We start from the raw sequence: 26,797 nt of genomic DNA on the forward strand, positions 1-26,797 counted from the left end.
ACTTTTAGAATTAAAGAAAATTTTTTAGCTTTGTTTTTATTAAATAAAATTTCTTATAAAAAAATAATATATTTAAAAATTTATAACCCAAAAAAATTAGTACATGAAAAAAATACTTTTTGCTTTATTAATTCCTGTTTTGTCTATGGCTCAGGAAGAAAAAATAAATTTCACCCATAAATTAACATATTTCACAAATCCGCTTATAGATAGTACCGATATAAATATATATCATTCCAAGGATGGAAGTCTTGTAGAAATGATGGGAGATAATATTTTGTTTAAAAATAAGCTATCAGTTCCCATAAAAATCAATATAGAGGGAGATTTAAAAGCCTATAATAAATACAATATAGATTCAATACCTTCTTTTACATTATCAAAAACACAAAATAAAGCGGTAATAAATGGAATACCTTGTAATTATTACAAGGCAATAAATAATAAGGAAATGTATAAAGAATCAGGAAGTATGTATGAAGTATGCATTTCAGAAAATCATCCTATTAATTTATTAGCAACAATACCGATTACGAACAAAAATATCAAAGGATTAATTTTAAGAATTGATGATTATTATGATAGAAATCATTTTATTGAATTAAAATCTATAAATAATGTAAAATTAGTAAAATCTTTAAATTGGAAAAAATTTGAAGAAGAATATACCGATTATATTACTCAAGATAAAGAATCAGAGCCACAAGATACAGATTTTATGGATTCGAACTCTATAGATTACGGAATTTTAAAATATAATTCTCAATATAAAGTTATAAAAACAAAAGAAATGGACTTAGCTGTAGAATTGTTAGAAAATGATTCTCCTTATTGGCCGGGAATTCCACAATATTGCAGCAATTTGGAAAATATAGTTACCCGTTTTTCAGATAAAGAACTTAAAGAACATGCTAAAAATTATGCCGGACAAATTTGTGATTTATATTTATCTGAAGTAAAAGAATATTCTGTAGATGTTAAAAGTACTTTAGATGCAATACGCTATGAAGAAAATTATTTTATGAAACACAACATTAGTAAAAAAGAACGCAAATTATTAACTGAATTTTTAGACGAATTAGATTAATTTATATTCTGTTAATCGAATTTTATTAAATCTGCTTTACATTAAAAAGCAGATTTTTTATTTCTTTATAAAATTACACCAATTATATCATTGGAATATTTTAAAAACCATATATTTGATCAGAACTTAAAAAAAAAACTAAAAATAAAACAATGAAAAGACTGCTATTAGCTCTGCTACTTCCTGTTTTATCTATGGCTCAGGAAGATAGAATAAATTTTAATACTAGTTTACACTATCAAATGAAATTAGAGAATAAAACTATAGATCTAGATGTATATTATTCTCCAGATGGATTTTTTTTAGATGCAGGAGATATAAAAATGTTATTAAAAGATTATCTGGTTGTACCAGTTAATGTCAATTTAAATAGGATGGTTAATTTATCAAAATATGCAAGATTAGATTCTATACCTTCTTTTACATTATCAAAAACAGATAAAAAAGATAGCATATTAGGATTACCCTGTACGTATTATGATATATTGTTAGAAGGAAAACCTTTTGAAAAATCTAAAATGTGTATTTCAGAAAAATTTTATTCTTCTACTATGGATTTAGTTGGTCCGTTATCTGCTAAAAATAAAAATATAAAAGGATTAATTTTGAAAATCGGTTCTGAAGAAAATGGAGCAGGGTGGTTTGAGTTAAAATCTATGGCTAGAACAAGTGCTTTTATTTCTTTAGATTGGCAAAAAATTTTAACTGAACTTAAAGATAAATCTTTAGCACCAGATATTTTAAAAACCGTTGGTTGTACAACAGAGGAACCCTTTGACTATGAAAATAATTATCCTGAAGTAGATTCCATAACAACCTCATTTAATTATAACATAAAAACCTATAATTCCGAATATAAAACTTCAAAAATAAAAAATACGAATTTAGCTATAAATGAGTTAGAAAAAGACTCTCCATACTGGCACGGGCTTCCAAAATATTGTGCTAACCTTGAAGATAAAATTTCTGAGTTTTCAAATAAAAAACTCAAAAAACACATAAAAAATTATATTGGACAAATTTGCGATTTATATTTATCAGAAATAAAAGAAAATTCGGTAGATGTAAAAAGAACATTAGATGAGATACGATACGAAGAAAATTATTTCAGAAATTATCAATCTAATAAAAAAGACCACAATTTACTTAATGACTTTTTAAATAAATTAGATTAAATTAATACAATAAGACTATGAGAAAAAGATAATTGAATTATATTCTCATAGTCTTATTAATAACTAACCTGTAAAAAATGCTTAAACTTAATCAAAGTATTTTCGCATCAAGGAACAAGATTATAAAGCTTATTCCAATTATTTTTCTATTAAATGTTTCTTATGCTCTTTGATCTTTTTTATTGCCCAATTATAATGGCTTGAAGTAGATGAAACACAAGAGCTTCCTAAGCTTGTAGTACCTGTCCAGGAAAAATATTTCTTTGTAAATAATTCCTCGTTTGAAAAAGTTTTAATAAGTTCTATTACCTCCTTATGGCTGTTTTTCAGTAAGCTGATAGATTGTTTCAAAGAAGTATTTTGGTGTTTTTTCCAGAACTCAATATTCATTTGAGGATATGTTTTCCAATTGTATGGTTCTGGCAAGAAATTGACTTTTTTTCCAGACTGATTAGAATGTATCCAGTTCAAGAGTAGTTTATGCCATTCATAGAGGTGTATTAAAACATCCCTGATGTTTCTGTCTCTATCTTCAAAAGAGAATGTTTCTTCTTGCTCTTTTTCCGTCATAGAATTTATAAGGTTAAATAGTTTATTGAAACTATCTTCGCTAGCTTGTATTAATTGTTCTTTTGTTGTAGGACGTGCCATGATTTATTTATTTTATTGAATAGACCAACGTTTGAGAGTTAAAAAGTAAATTTCATATTTTTAATAGCTTGCTCTTTCGTATATACGATTTCTGAAACTTTATTAAATTCATATACAAATTGTGCACAATGTTCTCTCATTTGTTCCATCGTACAATCCATTGTAAAAGCTCCTTCTTTAAAATAATAGCAGCAATATTCATCATTCATGCTTCCATCCAGATTAGTTCTTTCATCCTCTTGTTTTTTTAACGGCTTTCCAAAACTTTGACAATATTTTGTTTCCATTAATATTTTATTTTATTGGAATATAGACTTTTGTAATCTGTTTTTCTTTATTTATATCTGAATAACTTATATATTCCTCAAACGTTATTCCATGACGCAAAGTATGATCAAAGTTTATGCTGATATTATTGTATAGTTCCTGAAGTCCTGAATAGTTACCTTTAAGTATATAAACAGCAAATTTTCCTTTTTGTAATTTAATGGATCCAAACTCTCCAGTCGGAGTAATTTTCTTATTTACAGAAGCACAGGCATAAAAACGACAATATTCAGATTGAGTTACGTTAGGATTATCATAACTTAATCCGATATAACGGGTTTCATTAGAGATGGCCTGATTATTTTTAAGAAAACAAACCAACTTGTTCCAGGCTGTTTCATAAGGTTTATCTTCTCCGTATTTACCAATGATTCTGATATAAATTAATTCCAGATCTTCTTTTTCTTCACAAATTTCGCATTCAAGTGTATTTATTAAATTATCACTATTTTTTACATAGCCTTTCAATCTGTCTTGAAAGGTGTTCATATATGCTCTCGGAGATATTCCGAAATGTTTTTTAAAAGCTTTAGAAAAAGATTGCGGATTATTGTAGCCTACCATTTCAGCAATTTTGCTTAGGTTTATATCCTTTGCTTGCATGTATAATATAGACCGTTCTACACGTTGCCTTGCTATATAAGTATATATTGATTCATCCAGATATGAATTCATAATACGAAGTAACTGCCGCTGAGATACATGTATTTGTCTGGCTAAGATATCCAATTTTAATGGGTTATATAAATTTGCGCTGATATAATCAATAATATGATTGACTTTTTGCTGATATATACTTTCAGTATTTCTACGCATTGAATAAATATCTTGGTATCAAAGGTAAAGATTTTTTACATTTTTATAATTGTCCAATCTCGCCAAATTACATTATCATGTAGTTTAAGCTATATTATAATCTACTATTTTTTCCCTAACAGATCCCTTAGAATATTTATTTCAAATATCTTATATTTGAAATAAATTAAAATTTCCTAGTTGAATGACGAGTAAGAATTGTGATAATAAATTGTTTCTTTTAGATGCCTATGCTTTAATATTTAGAGCGTATTATGCTTTTATTAAAAATCCCAGAGTTAATTCTAAAGGAATAAATACCTCTGCCGTATTTGGTTTTACCAATACGCTTTTTGATATGATGAAAAAAGAAAAACCTACTCATTTAGCAGTAGTATTTGATGTAGGGGAAACATTCAGGCACAAAGAATACAAAGAATATAAAGCCAATCGGGAAGAAACTCCGGAAGCTATTCGTATAGCAGTTCCCTATATACATAAAATACTGGAAGCATTGGGAATACCTTGTTTATGGAAAGAAGGATATGAAGCCGATGATGTAATAGGTACCCTAGCTAAAAAAGCGGAAAAAGAAGGTTTTACTACCTATATGATGACCTCTGATAAAGATTATGCCCAATTAGTATCAGACCATATATTTGTGTTTAAGCCAGCTTCTCGAGGAAACGACATAGAAATATGGGATGTTGAAAAAGTAAAAGAAAAATTTGAAGTGCAATCACCTTCTCAGATTATTGATTTTTTAGGAATGATGGGAGACAGTGTAGATAACATACCCGGTATACCCGGTGTGGGAGAAAAAACTGCTAAACAATTCATAAAAGAATATGGAAGTATGGAAAATTTATTTGCTCATTCTTCCGAATTAAAGGGAAAAATGAAGGAACGTATAGAAGAAAATCAGGAATTAGGATTATTATCTAAAAAACTGGCTACCATCTGTACGGAAGTACCGATCGATTTTAATTATGAAAGTTACACTGTAGATAACCCCAATATAGATGAAGTAATTAAAATTTTTGAAGATCTGGAATTTAGAAATATGATTCAGAACTTTCAGAAAACATATAATATAATAGCTGAAAATGAAAAAGCAGAATATGTAAAAGGAGTAAAGCCCTCTGCCTCCGCTCAAATTTCTTTATTTGAAGATGAAGTGGTCCAACAGGCAGAAAAATCTGATAGAAATACTCTTAGTAATACCGAACATTTCTATCAACTCGCAGATACTCCTATGGCGATAAAATTATTATTAGATAAATTACATAAACAAAAAATTGTATGCTTTGATACGGAAACCACTTCTACAGATTCTATGCTTGCAGAGCTGGTAGGTATTTCTTTTTCCTATGAAAAAGGAAAAGGATACTACATTCCTTTCAACCCTAAAGACAAAGAAAATACACAAAAACTTATAGAAATAGTACAACCGTTTTTTGAAAATGAAAGCATACTGAAAGTCGGGCAGAATTTGAAATATGATTGCAAAGTATTAAGAAAATATGGACTAGAAGTTAAAGGAACCTTATTTGATACAATGATAGCCCATTATCTGATAAATCCAGACGGAAGACATGGCATGGATATTTTAGCGGAAACAGAGCTAAATTACCAACCGGTTTCTATAGAATCTCTAATAGGAAAAAAAGGAAAAAATCAAAATCTGTTTTCCATGGTTCCTTTAGAAGAACAAAAAGAATATGCTGTAGAAGATTCAGATATTACCCTACAGCTTAAAAATAAATTTGAACCCCGGTTAGCTAAAGATAACCTTAAAAAACTTTTTGATGACATTGAAATGCCTTTGATGCGTGTGTTAACAGATATGGAATGGGAGGGTATTAATTTGGATATAAGTGCATTAAAAGAAATGTCTAAAGAATTAGTTCAAGATATACTCCGATTAGAAAAAGAAATTTATTCTCTGGCAGGTGATGAATTTAATATAAATTCTCCTAAACAATTAGGAGATATTATATTTGATAAAATGAAACTTGGGGATAAACCCAAAAAAACAAAATCCGGACAATATGCTACAGGAGAAGATGTTTTATTGAAACTGGCACACAAACATAAAATTATTGATCTATTATTAGAATATCGTCAATTACAAAAATTAAAATCTACCTATGTAGATGCTTTGCCGGATGAAGTGAACTCTTTTACAGGAAGAGTACATACCACCTTTGCTCAAACAGTAGCCGCTACCGGAAGGTTGGCTTCTAATAATCCTAATTTACAAAATATCCCGATTCGTACAGAAAGAGGACAGGAAGTACGGAAAGCTTTTATTGCTAAAGATGCACATCATAAAATTATTTCTGCCGATTATTCCCAAATTGAGTTACGCATTATTGCTGCCATGAGTAAAGACCCTACAATGATATCTTCCTTTAAAAGAGGAGAAGATTTTCACAAATCCACAGCAGCTAAGGTTTTTCATATACCTTTAGATCAGGTTTCCCGAGAACAACGTTCTCATGCAAAAACAGTTAATTTTGGTATTATTTATGGGGTTTCAGCTTTCGGGTTGAGCGAACAGACCGGACTTTCTCGCTCCGAATCCAAATCTCTTATAGATGCATATTATGAAGCTTATCCGGTACTGAAACAATATATAGGAAATCAGGTAAATATTGCCCGTAAAAATGGATATGTTGAAACTCTTTTAGGCAGGCGCAGATATTTACCCGATATACATTCCCACAATTCCATTGTCCGTTCTCATGCCGAACGAAATGCGGTAAATGCCCCTATACAGGGAACTGCAGCAGATGTAATTAAAATTGCAATGATTCGGATTCATGATTTGTTAAAAGAAAAAAACTTTCAAACCAGGCTCTTGTTACAAGTACATGATGAATTGGTTTTTGACGCTCCCAATGAAGAAGTCAAAGAAATATCCCAACTGATAAAAACTACTATGGAAAATGCCTTAAAAATAGAAGTCCCTTTAGTGGTAGATGTAGGAGTGGGACAAAACTGGCTGGAAGCGCATTAATTGAATTATAAAAAAGATAGTTATAGATTGATTATATCCGGCTATTGTCGGATATAAATCATATATATTAAAGTTTAGGTAGGAGGGGAAAATAATTCAGGAAAAAAAACTTTCTCCTAATTATAATGATTATTTACTCTTCGTCGGTAAATTCTTGGTGTTTTTACAATCCTTGAATAGATATTAAAGTATATTTTTTTATCATAGTTTAGATTTTAGCTCCATTAATTTTAATAATAACTTTTCCTGTTGTTCTTGAACTTTCAGCGTATTTATGGGCATCAACAATTTGATTTAATGTAAAAATTTTATCAATATGAACATGTATTTTTTTTTCTTCAACAAGACGATATAAATCAGTAAGTGCTTTTTTATAAGGATAGACATAAACAAATTTTACTTTCGATGGGTACAAAAGCATATCTTTAATAAGAGAAAAGGAGATATTCGTGTCTATAAAATATCCTCTAGGATTTAATATTGGCTTGATCTCATTTACTGATGTATTTGAAACAACATCGAATATTATGTCATACTTCTTCGAAGATTCTCTAAAATTTTCAGTTTCATAATTAATGGTATGATCTGCACCCAATTGCCGGCAAAACAATTCATTTTTTCCACTAGATACAGATGTAACCTCTGCTCCGTATGCTTTCGCCAATTGAATAGCTAAATGGCCAACTCCGCTACTCCCTCCATTAATTAAAACAGATTGTCCTTTCCGTAATTTGGCTTTCTCAATAAGTGATATCCAAGCAGTGACTCCAGCCATAGGAATTCCGGCCAATTCTTTTAAGTCCATTGCTGAATTCACTGTAATACATTGATTTACTGACAACAGCACACACTCGCTATGAGCCCCGCCTTTTAGAGTAGGTAATAATCCGAGAATTATATCTCCTTTTTTATATTGAACAACATTACTTGGGACATTTATAACTTCTCCTACAATATCATATCCTAAATCAGTATTAAACATTTTTGTGAAAAATCTAAAATCTCCTCTCCTGTATTTCCAATCAACTGCATTTATCGAAGAAAATAACACTTTGACAAGAATTTTATCTTTTTGACCTTTCAAATCTATATTGTCAATATTCACAATTTTTAAAACATTGGGATCTCCACACTTATTATATATTACCTTTTTCATAATAATTTTACTATTAACTTAAATATTCTGATATATCTTTAACTCTTGAATATCATACTTTATCTTTTTTTGAACTAAAATATCTTTTCTTGTTTGTTGCTAATAATATATCAGGCTAATCGTAATGTAATGTTATTTAATTTTCGTTACAACAATACATTTATCAGAATATATATACTGTTTATTATTTTTACACAAACATCTGTAATATAAATATATATAAATTACAAACAGTATGTACGGTACAAATATAAATAAAATAATTACAATTATATGGAGAATAAAATTCAAAAAATATAAATGCTTATAAAAAAATAGACAGTATAATACAGAAATAGCTGATTTTTAATACATAAAAAACTCTGCAATTTTACGCAGAGTTTTTCATAGTTAAATGAAAACATCACTTTCGTTTAATTAGTTCATATATAGTAAAAAGTTCTCTTTTTAAAAGCTCTGTATCACATCCATTTTCACTGGTAACATCCGTATAAGCATGTCCTAGATATATTTTCTCGAAAACTAAAGCCATAGCTTCGCTATCTACTTCAATGATCTCCTCTTTCTCAATAGCTTTTTTTATTACTTGTTGCCATATTTTTATTTCTGTAGCAACCCATTGTTTCGATATTTCAGCATAATTTGCATAATAATATAAAGCTTGCGACTCAATGTTAAAATGTGCTCTATTGATATTCTTTAATCCATAACTGCGCATCGTCTTCATTGCGACCTCACAATTGTGAATGAATTCAAGGATAAAATTTTTGAGGCAATCCTTTTCCTGTATTTGTATTTCTAAAGTAGATGATCTACTAAACAATGAAGATTCAATTACTTCGTTAAATAGATTAATCTTAGTTTTTACATGATATAATATAGCCCCACGACTAAGGCCGGTAGCTAATTCCAGATCAGAAAATGTTACTTCATCATAAGGCTTTTTACTAAATAGAAGAAATGCCTGAAGTAGTATCTTTTTTTTAGTATCTGTACATTCCGTCTGTTTCATTTTTAGCTGATTATATAATTCTAAATAATAGTTTATCCTACAAATGTAATATTTTTTAGGTTCAACGCTTTATTTGTGTTTGTTTATGCTTTTTAGTTTATTTTAAAACAAAAAAGTATTTACACCCATCACTTTTCCCATTGTCTAGAATGATTGCTTTATCAAGAAACACTATATCAGGTAGCTGTCTGCATATTAAATTTGAATCGCTTAAATAACAATATCCAATTCGCATATATCATAATTTACGATATGCCGTGATACAAAAATATCCGAGAAATCTCCAATTTCTGAGATCCTATCTTTATATGCCATTTTTTAACTCTTTCTATTTATTTACTCCAATATTCATGGACTATAAACATAAAAAAAACTTCTATTTTTAATATTGTATTTCACATTATGGGAATACCTATTTATACTCTTTTTTAAATTAATATGAACAAAAATAATTTATGTTATTAAATTATATAAATCAGGAGTTCGTTTTTTATAATAAACATTTTGTAATAGAAATTACTTAATGTACTTTTGGAAGATTTAAAAAAAAAAGAAACGAATACCAGAAATGAATAAAATCCTGAAACTGCTTTTTTCGACCAAAACTACAGCTGCTTTATTTGCCCTTTTTGCTATAGCTATGGCTTGGGCTACTTTTATAGAAAACGATTATGGAACGCCTGTAGCTAAAGCACTAATATACAATGCGAAATGGTTTGAATGTATTATGGTACTTTTAATTTTAAACTTTATAGGTAATATTAAAAGATATCAATTATACCAAATGAAAAAGTGGCCTATCTTGGTTTTTCATCTGGCTTTTATATTTATATTTATTGGCGGAGCTATTACACGATATGTAAGTTATGAGGGCACTATGCACATAAGAGAAGGAGAGATGAGTAATGAAGTAATATCTGAAGGTACATTTTTTAAAGTACAAATATCTAATGACAAAGGAGATACTCGAGCCTATCAGGATATTCCTTTTATTCTTACCCCCAAGAATATTCCAGTCCTTTTAAAACCATTTCAAAGTGATTTTAAAGCGCAATATGATTTTTTAGGGAAAAAAGTAAAACTTAAAACCACCAGTTATATTCCCCGAGCGCAAGATTCAATACAACCTTCTGCAAAAGGAAAACCAATATTGCAATTAGTAACTATCGGAGAAGAAGGACGTAAAAATATATATATTGAAGAAGGTACCGCTAAACAAGTACAAAATGCAATGGTTAGTTTTAATGTAAATATTCCGCAAGCTATAAATATAACAGTGAATAACGGTGAATTAAGAATATCTTCCCCTATGATGGGCAGATATATGATCATGTCTACACAAGAAGAAAAATCGGTAGAAGGTGAAGGAAAAATACAACCTTTCCACTTAGGTAGCCTATATCAATTTCCCAATGCAAGTTTTGTTGTACCAAAAGTACCTTTTACTGGGAAAATAATTTTTTATGAAGGAGATAAGAATAAAAATCAAACTGATCCCGATTTAATTTTTATGCAGGTTTCCACCGACAAAGAAACCAAAGAAATTTCATTTTATGGAAAAAAAGGAATAACGGGAGTGCAAAAACAGGTTTTTATAGATAATCTCTTAGTTTCTATAGGCTACGGATCTAAAATATATAAAACAGAACCGTTTTATCTAAAACTCAACAAATTCACTATGGACCATTATCCGGGAAGCAACAGTCCTTCCGCCTATGAATCTGAAGTGTCAATAGTTGATAACGGACAGGAAACTCCTTTTAAAATATATATGAATCATATTTTAAACTATAAAGGATTTAGATTTTTTCAATCTAGCTTTGATCCTGACTTAAAAGGAACTATTCTTTCTGTAAATCATGATTTTTGGGGAACTACAATTACCTATATCGGTTATGCTCTTTTATTTTTAGGAATGTTCGTTACTCTTTTTTGGAAAGGAACCAGGTTTTGGAAACTTAATGACCAGTTAAAAAAAATAGCCAAAAATAAAAACTCATTAGCAATAATACTTTTATTGATAAGTGCAATATCATTTTCTCAAACGTTAAATTCTAAGTCGGAAGAACATACTCATATACAAGCAGAAGAATCTTTAAAAACGAATGAAGAACCACTAACTAAGATGCAACCTACAGCAGAAAATGCCCATAGCCACCCTAAAGAAGAAACAACTGAAAGAATACCATTGCACCCCTTAGATCCCGAAAAATTTGCGGCTTCTGTTAAAATACCTAAATCACATTCCGATAAATTTGGTTCTTTATTAGTACAGTCATTTGAAGGAAGAATAGAGCCAACTAATACTCTGGCTTTGGAAATACTTAGGAAATTATATAAAAAAGATAAATTTTATAATCTGGATGCCAATCAATTCTTAATATCGATTTCTTTAGATCCCCTAAATTGGGCACAAGTGCCATTTATTAAAGTTGGAAAAAGAGGGGGAGAAGAATTAAAAAATAAAACCCAATCCAATAAGGAAGGATATACAACCCTGATGAATTTATATCCTCCGGGGCCAGATGGGAAACCTTACTTTGTATTGGAAGAAGATTTTAGGAAAGCCTTTGCAAAAAAACCGGCAGATCAATCTAATTATGATAAGGAGGTGATCGAGATTAATGATAAATTACAGGTTATGCAGGCACTCATAAGTGGTCAATTTCTAAGATTTGTTCCTATAAAAAATGATCCTAAACATACATGGATTTCTTGGCAAAATGTTGAATTAGAAACCGATCCTGAAGCTTTAGAGTTGATCGGAGGATATTTTATGTCTGTTATGAAAGCAGAAAAAGACGGAAACTGGAAGCAGGCTGACATACAATTAAAAAAAATAGAAGATTATCAATATAAATGGGGGAAAGAGGTTATTCCTTCAAAAGCAAAAATACAATGGGAAATTCGATATAATAATTGGAATATTTTTTTTAAAATAATGATTCTTTATGCATTTTTAGGAATTTTGTTGTTAATTATTGCATTTTTGAAACTATTTAAACCAAAATCAAAATTTCTCACTTTTTCCGAATTTATTTTATTAGGTATAGTAATTATTGCTTTTTTAATACATGGATTGGGGTTAGGTGTGAGGTGGTATGTATCGGGACATGAACCCTGGTCTAATGGATATGAAGCAGTTATGTTTATTAGCTGGATTAGCATATTTGCAGGATTTCTTCTTTACAGAAACCGAAATGGATTTATACCGGCTGCCGGCTGCTTAGTTGCCGTAATTCTTATGGGTTTTGCCCACGGAGGTGATCAAATGAACCCACAAATCACGCCCTTGGTGCCGGTTCTAAAATCTTATTGGCTAATGATTCATGTAGCCATAATCACCTCTAGTTACGGTTTCTTTGGATTAAGTGCCCTTATAGGCATGGTAGTTTTATTACTTTTTGTTGTTAGTAATAAAAAAATATCGCATACTGTAGAAAACTCTATAAAAGAGTTAACAATAGTTAATGAAATATCACTGACCCTTGGTATTTTTATGCTTACAATTGGTACTTTTTTAGGCGGAATGTGGGCTAATGAAAGTTGGGGGCGCTATTGGAGCTGGGACCCTAAAGAAACCTGGGCTTTTATTTCCGTAATTATTTATGCAATTGTTTTACATATACGATTAGTTCCGGGTTGGAGAGGTCGTTATATTTTTAATTTACTATCTTTAATTGCTTTCTCTTCTGTGATTATGACCTATTTTGGGGTAAACTATTACCTAACAGGACTTCATTCTTATGCGCAGGGAGATCCGGTTCCTATACCTTTATGGGTATACATAGTTATATTTTTAGTTTTGCTTTTAGGCGTTATTTCTTACTTTTTCTATAAAAAAATGTATCTAAATATAAAAAAATCTATATGATCGATTTTTCTCAAGAAATAAAATATAAAACATCAAGAAGTCCCGGCAAGGGAGGACAAAATGTAAATAAGGTAGAAACTAAGGTGGAAGCTGTTTGGAATGTAGAAAATTCTTTATTTTTTACCAATGAGGAAAAAATATGCATAAAAAATAAATTATCAAACAGAATGAATAAAATAGGAGAATTATGTATTAATAGTTCAGAAACCCGATCGCAAATCGAAAATAAAAAAATAGCTACTCAGAAAATGCTCCAATTAGTTACTCAGTCACTTTATAAATCTACAATTAGAAAACCCTCAGAAAGGACACGCAGTTCTATAGAAAAAAGATTAATGTTCAAAAAAAAATTATCTTATATAAAAAGGTTGCGAAATAAAAATAACTGGGAATAACCCTAAAAAATTTATTTGTATAAATTTTTTAACCACATTAAAAATGAAATTTTCGATACAGAATATATTAGAAGATGAAAAGGTACTTTTATTACCTTTAGAAGAAACAGATTTTGATAATTTATATGAGGTGGCTTCCGATAAAAAAATATGGGAACAGCATCCGTGCAAGGATAGATGGAAAAGAGAGGTTTTCAAAATTTTTTTGATGAGGCAATTTAGAGTAAAGGAGCTTTTAAAATAATTGATAAAAGCACAGGAGAAATTGCTGGCAGCTCCCGTTTTTATAATTATGATGAAACAGATCATAGCATAGTAATTGGTTTCACCTTTTTTGCTGTAAAATATTGGGGAAAAGGAATGAACCCTTCTGTAAAAAAATTGATGATGGATTATATTTTCCAATATGTAGACAAAATTTATTTTTATGTTGGGGCTTATAATTTCCGTTCACAAATTGCAGTCACTCGCCTAGGAGCTAAAAAAATAAAAGAAAAAGAGAATTCCGGCAGGGAAAACCTAAAAGAAAATTTTGTGTACGTGATACATAAAAACCAATATAATAATACGGATTAAATATTATTTATTTAGGGGAGTTATTTTTTAAATATTCCTCTTCTATTTTATCTAAAAAGACAAAAAGCTTTTCATTCATCTCTGTAAAATCAAACTTTCTCATTTTTACAGGTTTTTGTATCCATTTGTAGGTGTTTTGAGTATTCAAAAAATTTTCCTCTTTGTTGATGAGTAACTCTATTGTCTCTGGGGTAAATTCCATATGACATTGAAAACCATAAACTTTCTTATGATATTTAATGATTTGCCTAGGGCATCCTATACTGGTTGCTAGTACTCTACTGCTTGGAATAAGTCCCGGCATATCATTATGCCAATGTCCTACTAGTAAGGATTCTCCAAAATGAGAAATCATGTTATCTTTTAATCCATCATTTGTAAGTTGAATAGGAAAAATACCTATTTCCTTCTCAGGACTTTGCTCAAATTTAGCCCCTAATGCTTCTCCGATTAATTGCGCTCCTAAACAAACTCCAATAACCCATATATTTGCCTCTATACATTTTCGGATTAAAGAAATCTCCATCCTCGCATCAAAGTAAGGAAACTCTTCTTTAGTACTGTTGGGGCTTTGTGGTCCTCCCAACACAATAAGTATATCTATATTTTCCGCGTTTAATGGGACCGGATCGTTTTTATAAATTCTCGAAAAACTGATCGTATGTTTTTTATTTTTTGCCCAAGTTAAATAAACTCCGGCTGTTTCAAAACTTTCGTGCTGTATAAAATGTATCTTCATTTTTTTATAGAATAGGGGATAGGATTCATAAAATTTATTTTAAATATCTTATTGATAAAAATAGTAATTTTAGTTAAAAAACATAAGTAATTTTCTACAATATTTTTATTGATTTTTTAGATTACTTATCATAGCATTTAAAATTTTATTTACAAATTCTGGAAATCTAAAATTAACTTTTTTTAAGTGATTATAAAAACGTTCAAAAGCAATATATGTAGCAAAAGATTGAAGTATAGATTTATCTATATTTACATTTTTAAAGAGAGGAATACTATTAAAATTGTAAATATTTATTAATATTAATAACAAAAAATAAGAAAAATAAATAATTGCTTTTATATTATTTTCAGAAAGAATATATAGAGTTATTTTTTTTGAACTAAATGTACTGGAGTCTATTCTTAAATGAAAGTAAAATATTATGTGCAAAATTTTAGTTCTAAATAAAATAGAAATTATGACAAAAATAGTTATATATAAATAAATATATATTTCATAATTTATATTTGAGTGATGTAATATAGAATAAGCAGTGGATATAATTGTTGGTATAACATTACAGATGCCAAAATATAGAAATAAGGAAAATTGAAATCCCATTATTATAGGAACGAAAATCTCCCATAAATTAAATAATAAATCCATTGGATATTTAATTATTCTATATATTTTACTAAAAATCTTGTTATTATATTTGTAGTTTATTTCTTCTAATATTAAAAAAATAATGAAGTAAGAAAAGTAAAATATAGCAGTATAAATAATTATATTCAATAATTTATTTTCTGGGATTATACTCAATATAAAAAAAACTAAAAATAAAGGTAAATTTATAATAAACAATAAGATTAAAATAAATATATATTTTTTTTTTAACATATCTAAACCCTTGATTAGATGCATTACAAATTTATTTATATTATCTGAATGAATAAAAAATAATTGCAGATTAAGCATAGTTTTATGATTTACAAATAAGATTTGGATGATAAATATTATGTTAAATAGAAAAGAGAAAAAAATTATTGAGAAAAGTAAAGAAGTTTTTAATATTCTTTTGTCTTGAAACAAAAGAAACAAAAATTCAAGAAAAATAAAAACTCGCTATCGCTCAAACATTTATTTTTCATCATGTTTACAAATTTCATAGTTTCTCTGACGCATTTACTCAAAGCCATTAAAATCATAAAATTATACATAATGGTAAATTTATATGAAAATGTATAAATATTGCCTTAATTTTGAAATGAATTATTTTCCTATAATTTATATTATGTTAAATAGAATATTTCAAACACAACATCACTGTATAATTTCGCGAATGCAGTTACTTTTTTGGAGTTAATAGATTAAATGGAAATGTAACTGTAATTTTAAGATCATGTTCGTCTTGGAAAATATTTGCATATCCTCCTGACCAAGTTTTATGTTTAGAATTATTATTATAGCTGGTATAATGTAACTGAAATAATGTTCCTTTAAAATATCCTTTGGATACCGAGTAACTAAAATCTAAATTCCATGATCTTTCCCATATTTTCTGACTTTGATCATATATAGGATCACTACTGGGTTTTGCATCCCATCCATAAGCATAGGAAGTGGCAATTACAAATCCTTTCAGAAATGCAGCTATATCTTTTAATTGATAACTGATTTCGGCAAAAATAGCTTTTTCATCACGTGCATTAAAATCTGATCGTGAATTCCAAGAAATATCTAATCTGCCTTGTGTGGAGGCATAAGCAGAAGTCATTCTTTGTAAGAAATATCCCTGTTTACCGTTTGCTTTAACAGCCGTTCCTTCTAACCTTATACCCACTGGTCCTATGGGATAATTGAAAGTTATTCCTTGTAAGAAAGCAAGTCCATCATAAACTTTAATTCCGGAATTTCCCTGATTTTGAGAGCCATAGAATTGATAGCTCATACTAAGTGGTGAGTTAAAAAGATTAATTTTATATGAAATTTTACTGAAATATTGGTTTAAATAATGTTCACTTTGTCCAAATGCAGCTTCTAATACCAAGTTATTTTTCATATCATATTTTAAGCCTAAAGAATGTAAGTAATGTACTCTTTTTGAATCTGGCCCCATTCTATAAAACTTATCCAATTTTCTATACCAAGGAGTTTTATAACGGTCTGTCCACATATAGGATGCCGATAATACTCCGGATTTACCAAAATCTAATACAGTACCCACTTCAATTCCTTCATATGTACCAGGGAGCATACTCCAATGAGTAGCTAATAAAGTTTGCCCCGAAGGTTGTAAGTACCCTATTTTGGCCCAAAGATAGTTTTTAAATTTAAAATCCATCAACGCTTTATAAAAACTAAATCCTCCTGTATCATCATCCCAGGTTTCTCTCCATCTTGATTTATGTTTACTGAAAGCCATTTCACTGGGGTGATTATTTCCCCGGCTATTGGGTTGCCAAATACCATATCCACCTAATTCGAGAGAAAACATTTGGGCTATATATGCCGATTTAAAATTTAATTCTGCAAAAAAAGTGGTTTGTATAATGTCGTTTACATATTGTTGGGTAATTCGGTTTTTGCGTTCCCGATTCCGGTCCCAGAAATATAACGTACCCCCTAAAGTTGATTTTTTTAAAAAATTTTTAATACTCGTAGATTTTTTTGCAGTGTTTTCTGAAGATAAATTTAAAGATAAAGAGTCTGGAGGTAAATTTTGAGATTGTTTTAATTTTGTACTATCGGTTTCATTTTTTAACTGATCAATTAAAAAATTACCTGATAATTTTTTGAAAGATTGGTTCGTTTTGGCTGAATAAAAAATAGAAAATAATAAAATGAATATTAAACTTAGTTTTTTTCTCATATTTTATGCGATTATTTTTATATAATATTAATTTCATTTTATTTATTTCTACATTAAATAATTTAATATATAAATAATTAAAATAATAATATGTTGCTATTATATCTTTTTGGTATAAATTTAGTAAAAATAATATTAGTTCATATTATTATTATTATTATTTCTTTTTAATTAAAAATTGCTTGGAGATTTAAAAGAACAAGATGATTAGATGAGATTACTGAAAAAATGAACTTTATTCCCCTATCCTACACCTAGTTAACTAATAAATAAATATAGATTTATTTTTTAAGATATTACTTATTCATAATTTTGGCAATTATCTTAAGAAATAGTTTTATAAATTATTATATTTATAAAAGTTCATCCATTCTCTTTTCTTATAAATTATTTATTTTTTACTAATGAAGAAGCTCCTAAAACGCTTATATTTTTTATTTCAGATAATTGAATAACTAATTTTTCAATATTTTTAGGAAATAAAAAATTTTTTAAGTATCTATTCATTGCCGGAGAAAATAACTTAAATGATTTGGATACACTTCCTCCAAAAATAATTATTTGAGGATCATAGGTAAATAATACAAATGATAGTAAAGCTCCTACATGCTTTCCAAAATCATCCCAAATGTTTAAGGCTTCTTTATCATTATTTTGAGCTTTGTTAAATAGCTCAAGGCTGGTAGTATTTTTATGAAAACGTTTAAAATAATGACTACTGCAGTATCCTTCATATGTAGAATCTAAATATGGTACACAGCCTATTTCTCCCGCACATGTATTAGCCCCCATATATAGTTCATTATTTAAAATAAGTCCTGCGCCTAAACCAGTTCCCATTGCTATACAAACACTATTACTGTAAGATTTAGCCATTCCATAATATTTATGTCCCAGAGCAAAACAATTGGCATCGTTATTTATATAGGTGGGTAATGAGAATTCTTTTTCTAATTTTTCTTTAAGATGAACTTCTTTCCAAGAAGGTATATTATTTAAATTATAAACGATTCCTTTCTCAATATCTACTGCAGAAGGTACTCCTATTCCTATGCCAACCACCTCAGGAGTAATAATTTCTTTAATCATACTTTTAATATGATCAATTACTACGTTTTCAGGTTGATCGGCTTTGCAAGGTTCTTTTAAAATCTTAAGTATTCCTGTTTCGTCAACTAAAGCAACACGCACATTTGTACCACCAATATCTATTCCTATTTTTACAGAATTGTTCATAAGTTAATTAATTATTAATAAATATTTATATATAAAAACAGCTATAAATATAAATCAGATACTTTAAAACCACACAAATTTATAAATAAAACTTATAATTTCTATGAAATATAAATATTTATCATAAAAAATTATATAATTGTATTATTGTAATATGTAAATACCAAAAATAAAATAAATTTATAATATTGGGTTTCAATATTAAATACTAATTTTTATTGAATTTTTTTTAATGAAAATATTAAATAAAATAATAAAGATAATACTTGTAGTGTTAAATATAAATTATAAATACACTACAAGTATATTTAATAAGTTTAAAGAGAAAGTTTTTTTCTTATATTTTTAGGAAGTGCTTTTTTATTGACTAATAAAGCGGTAGTTTTATATTGAACATAGGGTTTAGTGACATATAAATATCCTTGAAAATCATTAGATATTCCCCAAGAATTTTTTACAATATAATATTCTTTTCCAGTTTGATCTTTAGCTAAACCCACAATATGCATTCCGTGATCATCAGTAGTCGTTAAGTTATTTAATGCATCTTGACGCATTTGTTCTGTAATTTTTTTATCTGCTTTTGGTTCTGTAAATAATTGGGCTTTTTGTTCTGCTGTTAAATTATAAAGATCCAGATCGGGTACATAAGCTATTCCGTTTTTCCAACTAAAATAAGGTTCGCTGACATCTGTAGCCCAACCTACGGTATATCCATTTTTTAAAGCATTATCTATTACTTCGGTTAGTTCTGCCATTGGTATATTATAAGATGAATCTGAACTCCAATTATCAGGAATAGGAACAACAAACGGTTGATAATATGGATAATCTTTATAAGAAGATATCTCTATATAATCTGTGGGATCTAATTTTACTATTTCTTTGGCAAAGGTTTCTGGCGTGTAAGTTTTATTTTCATACACAAAAGTTTTAGGAACCTCTCCTAAATATTTATCTAAGATTTGTGAAAACTTTATATGCCAATTTAAGTCTATTGGAGCTTTTTGCGAATTTATATTTTCCAGATATGATTTTAATTCGTCCTGCATCATATTAAAATTATTACGATCTGCTCCGTTTATTAACCCTGTATAGGCTTCTTGAGGTACAATACCATATTTTTTATAGATATTTATAACATCATGAAGTTCTCCCCCATCTCCATAGTTAACATAGCCCCCCATTAGGATATATTTTTTTGCTTTATCTTCATAGGTTTTACGAGCTGTATATATTTCTGCTATATCTATGGCTTTTTTGTGTTTTTTATACACTTCGGATTCTATAAATGAATTTCCTGAATAGCTCCAACAAGTACCGGAAGAGCCCTGATTTTTTATAGATGTGTTATCTAATTGCTTAATTACCGTAAATTGAAAGTTAGTTTTTTCTGATTTATTATCTTTTATTTTGTTAATTAAATCATCTTGAGCAAAAATTCCTGAGGTTATACAACATAACATTATGGCTGATAAAACAATTCTTTTCATGAGTCTCTTAATTTATTTATTTACATCTTTCTTCTTTTTCTTTGTTCTATAATAATCATACACAAAATATCCTCCTAACAAGATTATAAAATAAGGTAAGTAATTTGTCTTTTTTTCTAAAGGAATATCTGTATTAGGAATTTTAAACATTCGATCCCATCTTATTTTAAATTTTGCTGGATGACCAAATTGATCATTTTCAAAAAGCCCTTGAATACTAAGCCATGTAAAAATTGGTGTTCCTATAATGTGATCTTCAGGTACATATCCAAAATATCTGCTGTCTAAGGAATTATCTCTATTATCCCCCATCATCCAATAATAATTTTGTTGAATTGTATAGGTATTGGTTTTTCTTCCATTAATATAAAAAAGACCATTTTCTTCTTTTAATTCATTGTGCTCATAGTTTTTTATAATCCTTCTATATTGATCGATGTTGTTTTTAGTAAGTGTTATAATGTCTCCTTTTTTAGGTATGAGTAAAGGTCCGTATTGCGATCCATTCCAACCTGAGTGTAAAGGAAATATTGAGTTAGTTGTATCTATTTTTGTTTTATTGATATCTTTATAAAAAATGCCATCTTCTCCTTTTTTCTGATAAACTATTGAAATAGAATCAACAGTATCTAATCCTTTTAATTTTTCGGCATTTGTATTTGTTAAGCCTCTGAAAAAATATATCTTTTTTCCTGTTTCATCTTGTACTTCCTGATAGTTTGCATATCCTAAAATCTCTTCTATTTTTCTAGAGCTAATTCCTGCTTCAGTGGCATATATATAATAATTCCGCTGTTGTTCTTCGTCTTTTTTAATTAACTCCGGTTTTCCATTAATAAAAAGATTATCATTTATTAATTGTATTTTATCACCCGGTAAGCCTACACATCGTTTTACGTAAGGATCTTTTCGATCTATAGCTGTGTGAAGAGAGTCTGTAGGATAATTAAATACAACAATATCATAGCGTTTTACCTCTGTCCATCCCGGTATTCTCATATATGGTAATCGAATTTGATCTACGTACGAATTTATTTGTTTTTGAGGTTGTTGGTTGTCTCCTAAAGGAATTTTATTTTGTAAAAAAGGTAACGCTACCGGTGTCATAGGAATACGAATTCCATAATTCATTTTACTAACAAATAGAAAATCTCCTACCAATAAAGTTCTCTCCATAGATGCGGTAGGAATAGTAAAAGGTTGTAAAATAAAAGAATGAATAATTGTGGCAAATATTACAGCGAATAAAATAGCTGATATAAAAGTTTCTTTTCTTTCTTGTTTTCCTGTATACTGTGTTTGAGGGGAATAGTTTAGGTATGCTAAAAATATAAATGAAAGAAATATGACTAATAGTGCATCTATCAAAGATCTATGATTAAAATGACGAATAAAATCTACTAATATTATTATTCCCATTATCGGACCAACGATAGGAATAAATATAATAAGTATCCACCACCAAGGTCTGTGGATTATTTTTAATGTAATTAAGATATTATATAAAGGAATTAAAGATTCCCAAGGTTTTCTTCCTGCTTTTCTAAATAATTTCCAAGTGGTAATAAAATATAATATATTTGAAACTATTGCAAACAGTAAATAATATTGTAATATATGCATTTGAAGTTCTTTCTTTAATTATTTTAATAGGTAGTAATAATATCTTGATTGTTACATAATTTATTTAAAACCTAATACATCTTTCATCGTGAACACCCCTTTTTTACCAATTAACCACTGCGCAGCTATTAATGCACCAGAGGCAAATCCTTTACGAGAATGTGCTATATGTTTTATTTCTATTTTATCTACTTCCGAGTCATAAGAAACTTTATGGGTTCCGGGAACATTGGGAACTCGTTTTGCTTCTATTCCTAACTTGTTATTTTCTGTTTTATATGATAATTTCCAACCATCAAATTTATAAATAGGAATTATTTCTTCTGCTAAAGTAATTGCCGTACCACTAGGAGCATCTTTTTTTTCAGTATGATGTATTTCTTCCATATGGATTAAATATTCAGGATATTTTTGCATAATTTCAGCAACTCTTTTATTTATTTCAAAAAATAAGTTTACCCCTAAACTATAATTTGAAGCATAAATAAAAGCACCATTTTCTTTTTTACATAATTTTTTTATGTCTTCTAACTTATCTAGCCAGGCTGTGGTACCACAAACCACAGGAATGCCAATTTCAATACATGCTTTAACATTTTCATATGCTGAATTTGGGGTTGAAAATTCAATGGCAACTTCTGCATCTTTAATATTTTCTTTGGTGGGCTTTTCTTCTAATTTAGCTACAATATTATGTCCTTGAGAGATAGCTATTCCTTCAATCTCCTTCCCCATTTTCCCATAACCTACTAATGCTATTTTCATGATAGATATTTTTATTTTTTTATTTTAAAATGTTAAACTGAATGAGAGACCTAATTTTTGATTGGATACTACAGAATTAAGGTCTTCTATAATAACAGGTTTAACAGCTAAGTCTTTATCCTTGTCAAATATAGATAAATGTGCATCTACTGTAGCATCGACAATGTTTAAAAGATAAGCTAGTGCGGTCAGCACAATAGCATAGTCTCTATTACGCCTTTCAGAATCTTCGGCATTTGCTAAAACTTTAGGGGTCATACCTGAAATTCCTGAAAATTCATGAGGTTGTCCACTTAATTCTGCTAAATAAGCCTTATGATAACGATTATATCTATTATCATAATATTTTATAAATCCAATACCTGTACCTATGACAGCTAAAACAATAGGGGCTTTTATGTATTTTCTGTTGTATAATTGACCCAGACCGGGTAATATAGCAGAGTAAAGCGATGCTTTTAATGGACTTCGTAAATAGTTTTTTGAAATAGTATCAATTTTCCTGTTATTAACCATAACCAATTCATTATAAGCACTTAATGTACTATCTGTTTTACTGTTTTGGGCAGAAAGAGAATAATTGATAAAGATTGTGAAGATAATGAGTACTAATTTTTTTATCATTCTAATAATTTCTGAATTCTTTCAAACTCTTCCGAGGATTCAAAATTAAGAATTATTTTTCCTTTTCCCTTACCATTTGTTTTAATTTCTACTGCTGTTTCAAAATAATCTTCAAAACTTTTTAATCCTTTTTTTATATAGTTAGGAAGTTCTCTTTCTTTTTTTTCCTTTTTTTCTTTTGGATTTTTAATAGTACGAATAATTTCTTCTGTTTGTCTTACAGATAATTTTTCTTTTATAATTTTTTCGTAAATAGCTAATTGTTGTTGGGAATCTTCTAAAGAAATAAGTGCTCTCCCGTGCCCCATAGTAATTATATTATCTCGAATACCGGTTTGAATAATGGGAGATAGTTTTAATAATCGTAGATAGTTAGTAATAGTACTACGGTCTTTTCCTACTCTATTACTTAAATTTTCTTGAGTTATATGAATTTCTTCAATTAATTTTTCAAAAGATAAAGCAATCTCAATAGGGTCTAAATCTCTTCTTTGAATATTTTCAACCAGAGCCATTTCCAATAATTCCTGATCATTAGCTAACCGTACAAAAGCAGGCAATTTTTTTAATCCTGCAAGTTTTGAAGCTCTAAATCTTCTTTCTCCAGAAATGAGGTCATATTTTTCACCGTTTTTTCTTACAGTTATGGGTTGTATTAACCCTAACTGCTTAATTGAAACAGAAAGTTCTTCAAGAGCTTTTGAATCAAAATTTGTTCTGGGCTGATTGGGATTAGTAATAATATCATCTAAAGAGATTTCAATAATATTTCCTACCAATTCTTCTGCTCCTTTTTCTTGGGCAGAATTAATATTTTTGGAACTTTCACTTAATATTGCTGAAAGTCCTCTTCCCATTGCACGTTTTTTATCTAAAGCCATAATTTATTTAACTGATACTTTATTCTTTTTTAATACTTCTTCCGCTAATAAAATATAATTTATTGCTCCTTTACTTTCTGCATCATATTTTAAAATAGACTCTCCAAAGCTTGGAGCTTCACTTAACCTGATGTTTCTTTGTATCAAAGTATCAAAAACCATATCCGGAAAATGAGTCCGCACCTCTTCTACCACCTGGTTAGATAACCTTAATCTTGAATCATACATAGTAAGCAATAACCCTTCAATGGATAAATTAGGATTATGGAGTTTTTGTACACTTTGTATAGTATTAAGTAATTTACCTAAACCTTCAAGAGCAAAATATTCGCATTGGATAGGGATAATAACTGAATCGGCAGCTGTAAGTGCATTTAATGTAATTAAACCTAAAGAAGGAGCACAGTCTATAATAATAAAATCATACTCATCTTTAATTTCTGCCAATGCTTTTTTTAGCATTTGTTCTCTTTCATCTTTATCTACTAATTCAATTTCAGCAGCTACCAAATCAATATGTGCAGGAATAAGGCTTACGTTGGGGGACGTAGTAGGTTGAATGGTCTCTTTGGCTATTTTACTATGTTCTAAAACCTCATAAGTACCGGCTTCAATATTTTCTATGTCAACCCCTAAACCAGAACTTGCATTGGCTTGAGGATCTGCATCAATTATTAATACCTTTTTCTCTAATACACCAATGGCTGCAGCTAAGTTTACTGCTGTAGTAGTTTTTCCTACGCCCCCTTTTTGATTAGCAATTGCAATAATTTTTCCCATTAATACCTAAAATTTCAAGTTGTAAAAATACGATTTAAATATTTTATATGGATAAAAAATTATTAACAAAGGTAGATTAAGACATTTATAAGCTTCTATTTTTATTACATTTGAACAAATTTATTTTCTGTATGAATATTACTGTTCTATTAAGTATTATTTTTATCTATTTTTTTATTCTTTTAGGAGTAGCATTTTACACATCTAAAAACTCTGATAATCAATCTTTTTTTATAGGCAACAGAAAAAGTAAATGGTGGTTAGTTGCTTTTGGAATGATAGGCACAAGTCTAAGTGGTGTAACATTTATCTCTGTCCCGGGAACTGTTGGAGCTACAGGTGGTTCTTATCTTTTTGGAGGATTTGAATATTTTCAGTTTATAATTGGAAATTTTATTGGCTATTTTATTATAGCTTTTTTATTACTTCCTCTGTATTATAAAATGAATTTAACTTCTATTTATACCTATTTAAATAAAAGATTTAATACTGAAGCTCATAAAACAGGTTCTACATTTTTTATAATTTCCAGAGCAATCGGAGCCACAGCAAGATTATATCTTGTTATTAATGTATTGGATATATTTCTATTAAATAAGTTAGGTGTTCCTTTCTGGTTAACAACCCTAGTTATACTACTGATGATTTTGCTATATACTTTTGAAGGTGGAGTAAAAACTATAGTATTTACAGATACGTTGCAAACCTCATTTATGCTTATTAGTATGATAGCTTGCATCTTATTCATCATGAAAAATTTAAATTTAAATATAAGAGAATCCATTGACACTTTAAATATAAATGGGTATTTACATATCTTTAATTGTGACCCACACTCAAAAACTTTCTTTTTGAAACATATCTTGGGTGGAATGTTTATTACTATTGCTATGACCGGATTAGATCAAGAAATGATGCAAAAAAATATTTCGGTTAAAAATCTTAAAGATAGTAAAAAAAATATGCTGACTTTTGCGACAATTTTGATTTTGGTTAATTTGTTATTTTTATTTATGGGTGGACTTTTGTATTTATATGCAATAAACCTTGGTGCCGAATATCAATCTGTGTCTCATATGATAAACCACAGTCAAATAACACAAAATATATTTGGATTTAAAGATACTTCGGGAAAAATACAAAATATCATGGGAGATAATTTATTTCCTACTTTATCTTTAGCTGGTTATTTCCCACAGTATTTGGCTATTATTTTTATTATAGGTTTGGTTTCAGCTTTATTTCCTTCTGCTGATGGGGCTCTTACTTCATTAACATCTTCTTTTTGTGTAGATATTTTAGGACTGCCTCAAAAAAACAATTTAACTGAAAAACAAAAAAAGTCTTTAAGAGTTAAAATACATTTAACGTTTACTTTTATTTTTTTAGTTTTAATTTTAATTTTTAAAAAAATAAATAATGATTCGATTGTTTATACCATAATGGATCTGGCTGGATTTACTTATGGACCTCTTTTGGGGCTATTTTCTTTTGGCATTTTTACCAAGAGAATTCTCCCTCAAAATGGTAAGATTTTTATAATTTGTATTATCGCTCCTATATTAAGTTATTTATTTAGAATTTTAGTTTTAAAATTAGGTTATGGTATAGGCTTAGAATTGATTATAATTAACAGCGGAATTACATTTTTAGGATTATTATTAATATCAAAAAAATTTGATTTACAATAATTTATTTAATTTAACTTAAATAATTACTTTAAATATATTAA

At 28.7% G+C, this 26,797-nt stretch carries 22 protein-coding genes; 8 read left to right on the top strand and 14 right to left on the bottom strand.

Going from position 1 to position 26,797, the window contains the following annotated elements:
• Positions 1 to 103 precede the first annotated feature (103 nt).
• Positions 104 to 1,087 carry a hypothetical protein gene (locus C4S77_RS07865; RefSeq protein WP_105247080.1) on the top strand — a complete coding sequence of 328 codons (984 nt, stop codon included), beginning with the start codon at positions 104 to 106 and terminating at the stop codon, positions 1,085 to 1,087.
• Positions 1,088 to 1,239: 152 nt separating this feature from the next.
• Positions 1,240 to 2,262, top strand: a complete 1,023-nt coding sequence (locus C4S77_RS07870) for a hypothetical protein (protein WP_105247081.1) — start codon at positions 1,240 to 1,242, stop codon at positions 2,260 to 2,262.
• Positions 2,263 to 2,400: 138 nt separating this feature from the next.
• Here the strand turns inward: C4S77_RS07870 and C4S77_RS07875 are convergent, their stop codons facing one another.
• Genes C4S77_RS07875 through C4S77_RS07885 form a run of 3 tightly spaced genes read right to left on the bottom strand, consistent with a single transcriptional unit; the run spans position 2,401 to position 4,056 of the window.
• The gene (locus C4S77_RS07875) at positions 2,401 to 2,913 is read right to left on the bottom strand and encodes a ClbS/DfsB family four-helix bundle protein (protein WP_105247082.1); all 513 of its coding nucleotides are present in this window, start codon (positions 2,911 to 2,913) and stop codon (positions 2,401 to 2,403) included.
• A 38-nt stretch (positions 2,914 to 2,951) separates the two neighbouring features.
• Positions 2,952 to 3,200 (bottom strand): zinc ribbon domain-containing protein, encoded by a 249-nt coding sequence (locus tag C4S77_RS07880; protein ID WP_221405108.1) that lies wholly within the window; start codon positions 3,198 to 3,200, stop codon positions 2,952 to 2,954.
• A 7-nt stretch (positions 3,201 to 3,207) separates the two neighbouring features.
• Positions 3,208 to 4,056, bottom strand: a complete 849-nt coding sequence (locus C4S77_RS07885; protein ID WP_105247083.1) for an AraC family transcriptional regulator — start codon at positions 4,054 to 4,056, stop codon at positions 3,208 to 3,210.
• 184 nt (positions 4,057 to 4,240) lie between these two features.
• On the opposite strand from C4S77_RS07885, the gene polA reads away from it, so the two are divergent.
• Positions 4,241 to 7,057, top strand: a complete 2,817-nt coding sequence (polA, locus tag C4S77_RS07890) for a DNA polymerase I (RefSeq protein WP_105247084.1) — start codon at positions 4,241 to 4,243, stop codon at positions 7,055 to 7,057.
• Positions 7,058 to 7,265: 208 nt separating this feature from the next.
• Here polA and C4S77_RS07895 read toward each other — a convergent pair whose 3' ends face one another.
• Both C4S77_RS07895 and C4S77_RS07900 read right to left on the bottom strand, forming a co-directional pair.
• Entirely contained in the window at positions 7,266 to 8,213 is a 948-nt protein-coding gene (locus tag C4S77_RS07895; protein WP_105247085.1) for an NAD(P)-dependent alcohol dehydrogenase, read from the bottom strand.
• A 403-nt stretch (positions 8,214 to 8,616) separates the two neighbouring features.
• Positions 8,617 to 9,225, bottom strand: coding sequence for a TetR/AcrR family transcriptional regulator (locus C4S77_RS07900; protein WP_105247086.1), 609 nt, complete (start codon positions 9,223 to 9,225; stop codon positions 8,617 to 8,619).
• Positions 9,226 to 9,793: 568 nt separating this feature from the next.
• Between C4S77_RS07900 and ccsB the strand changes: the two genes are divergently transcribed.
• Genes ccsB through C4S77_RS13475 form a run of 4 tightly spaced genes read left to right on the top strand, consistent with a single transcriptional unit; the run spans position 9,794 to position 14,070 of the window.
• Positions 9,794 to 13,099 (top strand): c-type cytochrome biogenesis protein CcsB, encoded by a 3,306-nt coding sequence (gene ccsB / locus C4S77_RS07905; protein WP_105247087.1) that lies wholly within the window; start codon positions 9,794 to 9,796, stop codon positions 13,097 to 13,099.
• Positions 13,096 to 13,494 (top strand): peptide chain release factor-like protein, encoded by a 399-nt coding sequence (locus C4S77_RS07910; protein WP_105247088.1) that lies wholly within the window; start codon positions 13,096 to 13,098, stop codon positions 13,492 to 13,494. Before ccsB ends, C4S77_RS07910 begins: the two co-directional genes overlap by 4 nt.
• Positions 13,495 to 13,537: 43 nt before the next feature.
• Positions 13,538 to 13,738: a hypothetical protein gene (locus C4S77_RS13470; RefSeq protein ID WP_317614916.1), complete on the top strand. Its 201-nt coding sequence runs from the start codon at positions 13,538 to 13,540 to the stop codon at positions 13,736 to 13,738.
• A 20-nt stretch (positions 13,739 to 13,758) separates the two neighbouring features.
• Positions 13,759 to 14,070 (top strand): GNAT family N-acetyltransferase, encoded by a 312-nt coding sequence (locus tag C4S77_RS13475; RefSeq protein ID WP_317614917.1) that lies wholly within the window; start codon positions 13,759 to 13,761, stop codon positions 14,068 to 14,070.
• Between the two features lie 7 nt (positions 14,071 to 14,077).
• On the opposite strand, the gene C4S77_RS07920 is transcribed toward C4S77_RS13475, so the two are convergent.
• From C4S77_RS07920 to C4S77_RS07965, 9 genes are all read right to left on the bottom strand, one after another.
• A complete protein-coding gene (locus tag C4S77_RS07920; RefSeq protein WP_105247089.1) occupies positions 14,078 to 14,809 on the bottom strand; it encodes a glutamine amidotransferase-related protein in 732 nt (243 codons plus the stop codon).
• 1,330 nt (positions 14,810 to 16,139) lie between these two features.
• Complete coding sequence (locus C4S77_RS07930) at positions 16,140 to 17,663, bottom strand: OprD family outer membrane porin (protein ID WP_105247091.1); 1,524 nt, start codon at positions 17,661 to 17,663, stop codon at positions 16,140 to 16,142.
• A gap of 387 nt (positions 17,664 to 18,050) precedes the next feature.
• Positions 18,051 to 18,899: an ROK family protein gene (locus C4S77_RS07935; RefSeq protein ID WP_105193295.1), complete on the bottom strand. Its 849-nt coding sequence runs from the start codon at positions 18,897 to 18,899 to the stop codon at positions 18,051 to 18,053.
• Between the two features lie 317 nt (positions 18,900 to 19,216).
• Positions 19,217 to 20,392 (bottom strand): C1 family peptidase, encoded by a 1,176-nt coding sequence (locus C4S77_RS07940; RefSeq protein ID WP_245915796.1) that lies wholly within the window; start codon positions 20,390 to 20,392, stop codon positions 19,217 to 19,219.
• Between the two features lie 12 nt (positions 20,393 to 20,404).
• A complete protein-coding gene (gene lepB, locus C4S77_RS07945; protein ID WP_105247092.1) occupies positions 20,405 to 22,015 on the bottom strand; it encodes a signal peptidase I in 1,611 nt (536 codons plus the stop codon).
• Between the two features lie 60 nt (positions 22,016 to 22,075).
• On the bottom strand, positions 22,076 to 22,780 hold the full coding sequence (dapB, locus tag C4S77_RS07950; protein ID WP_105247093.1) for a 4-hydroxy-tetrahydrodipicolinate reductase: 705 nt from the start codon (positions 22,778 to 22,780) through the stop codon (positions 22,076 to 22,078).
• 24 nt (positions 22,781 to 22,804) lie between these two features.
• Complete coding sequence (locus C4S77_RS07955) at positions 22,805 to 23,404, bottom strand: DUF5683 domain-containing protein (RefSeq protein WP_105193287.1); 600 nt, start codon at positions 23,402 to 23,404, stop codon at positions 22,805 to 22,807.
• Positions 23,401 to 24,285: a ParB/RepB/Spo0J family partition protein gene (locus tag C4S77_RS07960; protein WP_105193285.1), complete on the bottom strand. Its 885-nt coding sequence runs from the start codon at positions 24,283 to 24,285 to the stop codon at positions 23,401 to 23,403. The genes C4S77_RS07955 and C4S77_RS07960 overlap by 4 nt, the downstream gene beginning before the upstream one ends.
• A 3-nt stretch (positions 24,286 to 24,288) precedes the next feature.
• Positions 24,289 to 25,065: a ParA family protein gene (locus C4S77_RS07965; protein WP_105193283.1), complete on the bottom strand. Its 777-nt coding sequence runs from the start codon at positions 25,063 to 25,065 to the stop codon at positions 24,289 to 24,291.
• Between the two features lie 131 nt (positions 25,066 to 25,196).
• On the opposite strand from C4S77_RS07965, the gene C4S77_RS07970 reads away from it, so the two are divergent.
• On the top strand, positions 25,197 to 26,756 hold the full coding sequence (locus C4S77_RS07970; RefSeq protein WP_105247094.1) for a sodium:solute symporter: 1,560 nt from the start codon (positions 25,197 to 25,199) through the stop codon (positions 26,754 to 26,756).
• Positions 26,757 to 26,797: the final 41 nt, after the last annotated feature.

The organism is Apibacter adventoris (assembly GCF_002964975.1).
Classification (GTDB): domain Bacteria; phylum Bacteroidota; class Bacteroidia; order Flavobacteriales; family Weeksellaceae; genus Apibacter; species Apibacter adventoris.

Coding starts and splice junctions, on each gene's coding strand:
- C4S77_RS07865 (WP_105247080.1), top strand. CDS start 104: ATGAAAAAAATACTTTTTGCTTTATTAATTCCTGTTTTGTCTATGGCT.
- C4S77_RS07960 (WP_105193285.1), bottom strand. CDS start 24,285: ATGGCTTTAGATAAAAAACGTGCAATGGGAAGAGGACTTTCAGCAATA.
- C4S77_RS07885 (WP_105247083.1), bottom strand. CDS start 4,056: ATGCGTAGAAATACTGAAAGTATATATCAGCAAAAAGTCAATCATATT.
- polA (WP_105247084.1), top strand. CDS start 4,241: ATGACGAGTAAGAATTGTGATAATAAATTGTTTCTTTTAGATGCCTAT.
- C4S77_RS07935 (WP_105193295.1), bottom strand. CDS start 18,899: ATGAACAATTCTGTAAAAATAGGAATAGATATTGGTGGTACAAATGTG.
- ccsB (WP_105247087.1), top strand. CDS start 9,794: ATGAATAAAATCCTGAAACTGCTTTTTTCGACCAAAACTACAGCTGCT.
- dapB (WP_105247093.1), bottom strand. CDS start 22,780: ATGAAAATAGCATTAGTAGGTTATGGGAAAATGGGGAAGGAGATTGAA.
- C4S77_RS07965 (WP_105193283.1), bottom strand. CDS start 25,065: ATGGGAAAAATTATTGCAATTGCTAATCAAAAAGGGGGCGTAGGAAAA.
- C4S77_RS07955 (WP_105193287.1), bottom strand. CDS start 23,404: ATGATAAAAAAATTAGTACTCATTATCTTCACAATCTTTATCAATTAT.
- C4S77_RS07940 (WP_245915796.1), bottom strand. CDS start 20,392: ATGAAAAGAATTGTTTTATCAGCCATAATGTTATGTTGTATAACCTCA.
- C4S77_RS13470 (WP_317614916.1), top strand. CDS start 13,538: ATGAAATTTTCGATACAGAATATATTAGAAGATGAAAAGGTACTTTTA.
- C4S77_RS07870 (WP_105247081.1), top strand. CDS start 1,240: ATGAAAAGACTGCTATTAGCTCTGCTACTTCCTGTTTTATCTATGGCT.
- C4S77_RS07970 (WP_105247094.1), top strand. CDS start 25,197: ATGAATATTACTGTTCTATTAAGTATTATTTTTATCTATTTTTTTATT.
- C4S77_RS07895 (WP_105247085.1), bottom strand. CDS start 8,213: ATGAAAAAGGTAATATATAATAAGTGTGGAGATCCCAATGTTTTAAAA.
- C4S77_RS07930 (WP_105247091.1), bottom strand. CDS start 17,663: ATGAGAAAAAAACTAAGTTTAATATTCATTTTATTATTTTCTATTTTT.
- lepB (WP_105247092.1), bottom strand. CDS start 22,015: ATGCATATATTACAATATTATTTACTGTTTGCAATAGTTTCAAATATA.
- C4S77_RS07920 (WP_105247089.1), bottom strand. CDS start 14,809: ATGAAGATACATTTTATACAGCACGAAAGTTTTGAAACAGCCGGAGTT.
- C4S77_RS07910 (WP_105247088.1), top strand. CDS start 13,096: ATGATCGATTTTTCTCAAGAAATAAAATATAAAACATCAAGAAGTCCC.
- C4S77_RS07880 (WP_221405108.1), bottom strand. CDS start 3,200: ATGGAAACAAAATATTGTCAAAGTTTTGGAAAGCCGTTAAAAAAACAA.
- C4S77_RS07875 (WP_105247082.1), bottom strand. CDS start 2,913: ATGGCACGTCCTACAACAAAAGAACAATTAATACAAGCTAGCGAAGAT.
- C4S77_RS07900 (WP_105247086.1), bottom strand. CDS start 9,225: ATGAAACAGACGGAATGTACAGATACTAAAAAAAAGATACTACTTCAG.